The organism is uncultured Veillonella sp., from assembly GCF_934190855.1.
GTDB lineage: Bacteria > Bacillota > Negativicutes > Veillonellales > Veillonellaceae > Veillonella.
Genome location: NZ_CAKPTN010000117.1, coordinates 1 through 5,120 on the forward strand (window position 1 = coordinate 1; position 5,120 = coordinate 5,120).

Sequence of the window (5,120 nt, forward strand, 5' to 3'; positions counted from 1 at the left end):
GCCTCAGCTTGGTCATAGCCTACTTCAAAGGCTACACGACCATTCGTTTCTAAATAAGCACCACATTCTTTAGCGAGAATACGATAGAATACAAGTCCATCTTCCCCGCCAAATAACGCAATATGAGGCTCATTTAAAACATCTTGAGACAACATCTTTGCATCACCGGTACGAATATATGGAGGATTAGAAACAATGAGATCAAATTTCTCATTCTTTCCACGCAAAGCAGCGAGCATATCAGATTCATTAAATTCAACTCGTTCCGTTAAGTTAAAGGAATCTGCATTCTCTCGAGCCAACGGCAAAGCATCGGTAGAAATATCTAAACCTACACCTACAGCATTTGGTAAATAATGTAATAAACTTAGCAATATCGTCCCTGGACCAGTACAGACATCAAGAATACGTATATTACTATCTTCAGGATACGTATCTAGTACATGTTCAATTAATGTTTCCGTATCAGGTCGTGGAATTAAAACTTTATCGTTAACCTTAAAGGTAAGGCCCATAAAGTCCTTTTGCCCCGTAATAGATGCTACACTATAACCCTTAGCTCGTCGTTGTACAAGTGGTCTAAAAGCATCTAGCTCCTCTTGAATTAAAGGTTGGTCATAGTGTGTATATAGATAAATACGATCTTTACCTAAAACGTGAGAAAGCAGTACTTCCCCATCAAGTCGAGGTGTATCCATCTCCTTGCTTTGAAAGTACTGCTCTGTCCACTGGAGAATACGACCGATTGTCCAAATCTCCTTATGCATTTGTGTTAGCCTCCTGCATTTTTGCCGCTTGGTCAGCAGCATTTAAGGCTTGAATTACTTCATCTAAGTCGCCATTCAATACAGCGTCTAATTTATAAAGTGTTAAGTTAATACGGTGATCTGTTACGCGACCTTGTGGGTAGTTGTACGTACGAATACGTTCACTACGGTCACCTGTACCAACTTGGCTCTTACGATCAGCCGCCATACTAGCTTGTGCCTCTTGTTCAGCTTGGTCTTGCAATTTAGCACGCAATACACGCATCGCTTTGTCTTTATTTTTAAGCTGAGAACGTTGGTCTTGGCAGGCTACAACAATACCAGTTGGTAAGTGAGTAATACGAACAGCAGATTCAGTTTTATTGATATGCTGACCACCTGCACCACTCGCACGGTAAGTGTCGATTTTTAAATCTTTTTCATTAACTTCAATATCAACATCTTCCATCTCTGGTAATACAGCTACTGTAACGGTAGACGTATGTACACGACCTTGTGTTTCTGTAGCAGGTACACGTTGTACGCGATGTACACCAGATTCAAATTTCATCTTAGAGTATACATTCTCGCCCTCTACAGAGAAAACAACCTCTTTAAAGCCACCTAGTTCAGGTTCATTAGCATCGATAATCTCACAACGCCACCCTTGGCTTTCCGCATATTTTGTGTACATACGGAACAAATCGCCTGCGAATAATGCTGCTTCGTCGCCGCCGGCACCACCGCGGATCTCAATGATAATATTTTTGTCGTCATTAGGATCCTTAGGCAATAAAAGGATTTGCAATTGCGCTTCTAATTCCTCTTTTTGAGGTTTTAATTCTTTCAATTCCTCTTGAGCCATTTCGCGGAATTCTTCATCCATGGATTTATCTTCGATAACTTCCATAGCCTCATCAATGCCAGCTAATACTTTTTTATAATTACGGAATGTTTCAACTGTTTCAGATAATTGAGAATGTTGACGTGTCAATTTACGCCATTCATCTTGGCGAGCAATAATCTCAGGGTCACTGATGCGCTGCTCAAGGTCCATAAATTTATCTTCAATAACTTGTAATTTATCTACTAACATGTTTATTCCTCTTCATATGCATCGCTCTCTGGAGGACGAACCTCTTCAAGAGCACGTATAGCTACTTCAATTTGATCATCTTCTGGCTCACGAGTTGTCATGTATTGCAATACAAGACCTGGTTTAATGATGGCTTTCACAAAGGAATGCTCACTGCGTCCAGCAAGACGAATGACCTCGTACGCAATACCTGCCACTACAGGCATAAGCAGTACGCGGCTCAGAATACGTTCTAATAAATTAGGCCAACCTAAGAAGGCAAATACAAAGATACTTACCACCATAACGATGAGCAAGAAATTTGTACCGCATCGCGCATGTAAGCGACTTTGTTGACGAACATTTTCTACGGTAAGAGGCAAATCTAATTCATAAGTATGAATTGTTTTATGCTCTGCCCCATGATATTGGAAAACTCGTTGAATATCCTTCGTAAGGCCAATTCCCCAAATGTAAAGCAAGAATAGCACTAACCGAATGACACCTTCAATGAGATTTAATACTACATGATTATCCTGTACACCAGGAATAAATTTTACGATAAATGTTGGCAATGCCAAGAATACAGCTATCGCAAAGACGGTGGAAATAACCATGGTAATGGCAATTTCACTATTAGACATTTCTTCCTCTTCATCACCAGCGGCCTTGGCAGAGAAGGACAATGCCTTCATGCCAATCACTAGAGATTCATAGAGAGCTACACAGCCACGAAGAAATGGTTTTTTCAAAATTGGATATGTGTCAGCAATGGATTTTGTAGCCTCTTTTTGCACTACAATGGTACCAGCTGGCTCACGTACAGCTGTTGCCGTATAGCCAGGGCCCCTCATCATGACACCTTCGATCACAGCTTGTCCACCGACAAACTTTTTAATACGTTCTGTGTTCACAAGAGCTCCTCTCATAAACAAATAGAGGCAGAGCCCATAGCCCTGCCAATAGATGCTACATTACATGACAAATTATTTGCCGTAACGTTTGTTAAATTGTTCAATACGACCACGAGCTTGAGCTGCGCGTTGTTGACCAGTGAAGAACGGATGGCATTTGGAGCAAACGTCTACACGAAGGTCTTCTTTTACAGAGCCAGTTTTGAATGTGTTGCCACAACCGCAAGTTACTGTAGCTTCTTTATAGTCTGGATGAATACCTTGTTTCATTCTATACACCTCTTTCCGACAATCAATATTATTCTTATAGATTATAGCATGACACTTGTACAAATGCAAGTTGCCAATACTATTCCTTGGATGCTTGTTTTTCTTCAATAGCCTCAGCAAGAATCGTCTCTAGGTCACTTTCGTTTAGAATATCGCGCAACGCAATAAGCTCCTCTAAAGAAAGAGTAATACCCTTTTTCATGCTTGTATATTCGCTATCCCAAGCGCGAAGGTCAAACTTAGGATTATATTTGCCCCAGCTAGTACATGTTAATTGTTTTTTCCAACCGTCTTTATCTTCAGACAAAGTACCGATCACTTTGAAGATTTCAAAATTGATAACAGCCATGGTGCCTCCTTTCTTACACATACGTGTAATATGTTTCATACCTACTATATTTAGTAGTTCATATTTTTTAGGATACGATATATTTTAAACTAAAAGCTTAAGTTTTACAATTAGTTTTTATAGTCGCTGTAATCTTCAATATCAATAGATGTTGTAGGAGGCATAACTTGAGATCCTAATGCATCTACAGTTTCCTTCCAGCTCTCTGTTGCTACTGTTACAGCCTTAATATACGCTTCATCTGCGGCTTGAACAGATTCAATTAATTGGGCTTCGTCTTTTACATCTAATACGCGACGACGTACACTGCTAAGCATATAGCCGAAGGACTCTTCTGTTTGAACGAGCATAGAGATTTCTTGAATCAACGTTTGACCAATTGTACTGCAGAAATACGCATACCACATATAAGCAAGTTCTGCGTCTGGGAACATCCAGTATACATCATCTGTAGGTGCTTCTGTTGTAATATCTACGTCTACATGATCTGTATAACGTTTGAAAGTAAGGAAGTAAGCGCCGCTTTCAACAAGAGTATTACGACCTAATTCAGATACACGACTATCGATACAGTAAATGCCATCTTGGCCTAATGCCACATCAGTTTGACCACCTGGCAATAAGATAGAACGTAAGGATAAACCATAATTTAATACGGAAAATACCGGTAATTGAGCAAATACACCATGAGGTAATGGAATATAATTAATCGCTTTCCACTCATCCCCTACACGTTCACGAAGACCAACGCGCATCTTTTTAACTTCATATTTGCCATATACGATTTCGTAAGCCCCTAATGGAGTCCACTCACGGATGGCTTCCACTCGTTTTTGGTTCAAGAAGAATTGTAAGGCCATATTGTTTAAGCCCAATTGATTTTGTACCATCGTTGCAGGTAAGAACAATTGTGCAGTCCCTTCTGGTACCAAGTTATGCAAACCATTAGCCACTTCCTCTACAATATCTTCAGAAGATTGGAACATGCCAACCGTACCTGTAAAGATATGGTCAAAGTAGCTGCGATGAGGCCAATGATTAATGATTTGAGCCATCGGATATAGACGAGATAAGATGCTATAGCATACTGGAGATGCCGTGTAGAGAACAACCTTTTTATCTTCATAAGATTGAAGAATTTCCTCTACCATGCCAGCGTATTCTTCTACATAAGCATAAAGAACAAGCTCTCCTGTTTTACTATGGGCTTCAATGCTTTCACGAACAGGAGTTTCCCAAATAGTGCCTACATCTAGGCCATCTAAGATGCCTGTATCACTAATGAAGTCAAAGAGTTCTACTTTAAAAGACGGTCCATATAGAGCTTGGAACGTATTTAAATCGTATGGTACTGGACCAAAGGATTCAACAGTAGATTTTTCTGCCAATACATATAGATCCTCTGGTGTTACCCCCCACTCACGAGAGCTAGCATTGCTAGAAATCAATTGATCTAATACATTAAAACGCATTAATTCATTTACAATATCGATGCCTTCAATACCATGAGTGGCACAAAGGGTAATAAATTCTTCATTATTTGCTTTCATATTAAACCTTTCCTGCAGAAGGACATAGATGATTTAAGAAACAGTCTTCACATAAAGGCTTACGAACCTTACATAATTTACGACCATGGTAAATTAACCAGTGATGTGCAGCAGCCCAATCCTCTTTTGGAATGGCCTTTTGCAATTTTAGTTCCATCTCTTCTGGCGTCTTTGCAATACCTAGTTTTAATCGATTTGATACGCGGAATACATGAG

At 39.8% G+C, this 5,120-nt stretch carries 7 protein-coding genes; all 7 read right to left on the reverse strand.

All coding sequences use genetic code 11. The features are described from left to right. Positions 1-767: peptide chain release factor N(5)-glutamine methyltransferase (prmC, locus tag Q0F90_RS07035; RefSeq protein WP_296004338.1), on the reverse strand; the 767-nt coding region annotated here is incomplete at its 3' end. Beyond that, positions 760-1,842 carry a peptide chain release factor 1 gene (gene prfA / locus Q0F90_RS07040; RefSeq protein WP_296004339.1) on the reverse strand — a complete coding sequence of 361 codons (1,083 nt, stop codon included), beginning with the start codon at positions 1,840-1,842 and terminating at the stop codon, positions 760-762. The genes prfA and prmC, both read right to left, overlap by 8 nt. Positions 1,843-1,844: 2 nt before the next feature. Beyond that, a complete protein-coding gene (locus tag Q0F90_RS07045) occupies positions 1,845-2,750 on the reverse strand; it encodes a DUF1385 domain-containing protein (protein WP_043005962.1) in 906 nt (301 codons plus the stop codon). Between the two features lie 57 nt (positions 2,751-2,807). Continuing rightward, positions 2,808-3,005, reverse strand: a complete 198-nt coding sequence (gene rpmE / locus Q0F90_RS07050) for a 50S ribosomal protein L31 (protein ID WP_004696185.1) — start codon at positions 3,003-3,005, stop codon at positions 2,808-2,810. A gap of 79 nt (positions 3,006-3,084) precedes the next feature. Further along, positions 3,085-3,354, reverse strand: a complete 270-nt coding sequence (locus Q0F90_RS07055; protein ID WP_295783904.1) for a YdbC family protein — start codon at positions 3,352-3,354, stop codon at positions 3,085-3,087. A gap of 110 nt (positions 3,355-3,464) precedes the next feature. Continuing rightward, positions 3,465-4,904: a hypothetical protein gene (locus Q0F90_RS07060; protein ID WP_296004340.1), complete on the reverse strand. Its 1,440-nt coding sequence runs from the start codon at positions 4,902-4,904 to the stop codon at positions 3,465-3,467. 1 nt (position 4,905) lies between these two features. Further along, positions 4,906-5,120 (reverse strand): endonuclease III (nth, locus tag Q0F90_RS07065; RefSeq protein WP_367113422.1); only part of this gene is annotated, 215 nt, incomplete at its 5' end.

What these genes read in the sequence shown, in the direction of transcription:
- rpmE (WP_004696185.1), bottom strand. Translation starts at nt 3,005, where the DNA reads ATGAAACAAGGTATTCATCCAGACTATAAAGAAGCTACAGTAACTTGC.
- prfA (WP_296004339.1), bottom strand. Translation starts at nt 1,842, where the DNA reads ATGTTAGTAGATAAATTACAAGTTATTGAAGATAAATTTATGGACCTT.
- Q0F90_RS07060 (WP_296004340.1), bottom strand. Translation starts at nt 4,904, where the DNA reads ATGAAAGCAAATAATGAAGAATTTATTACCCTTTGTGCCACTCATGGT.
- Q0F90_RS07055 (WP_295783904.1), bottom strand. Translation starts at nt 3,354, where the DNA reads ATGGCTGTTATCAATTTTGAAATCTTCAAAGTGATCGGTACTTTGTCT.
- Q0F90_RS07045 (WP_043005962.1), bottom strand. Translation starts at nt 2,750, where the DNA reads ATGAGAGGAGCTCTTGTGAACACAGAACGTATTAAAAAGTTTGTCGGT.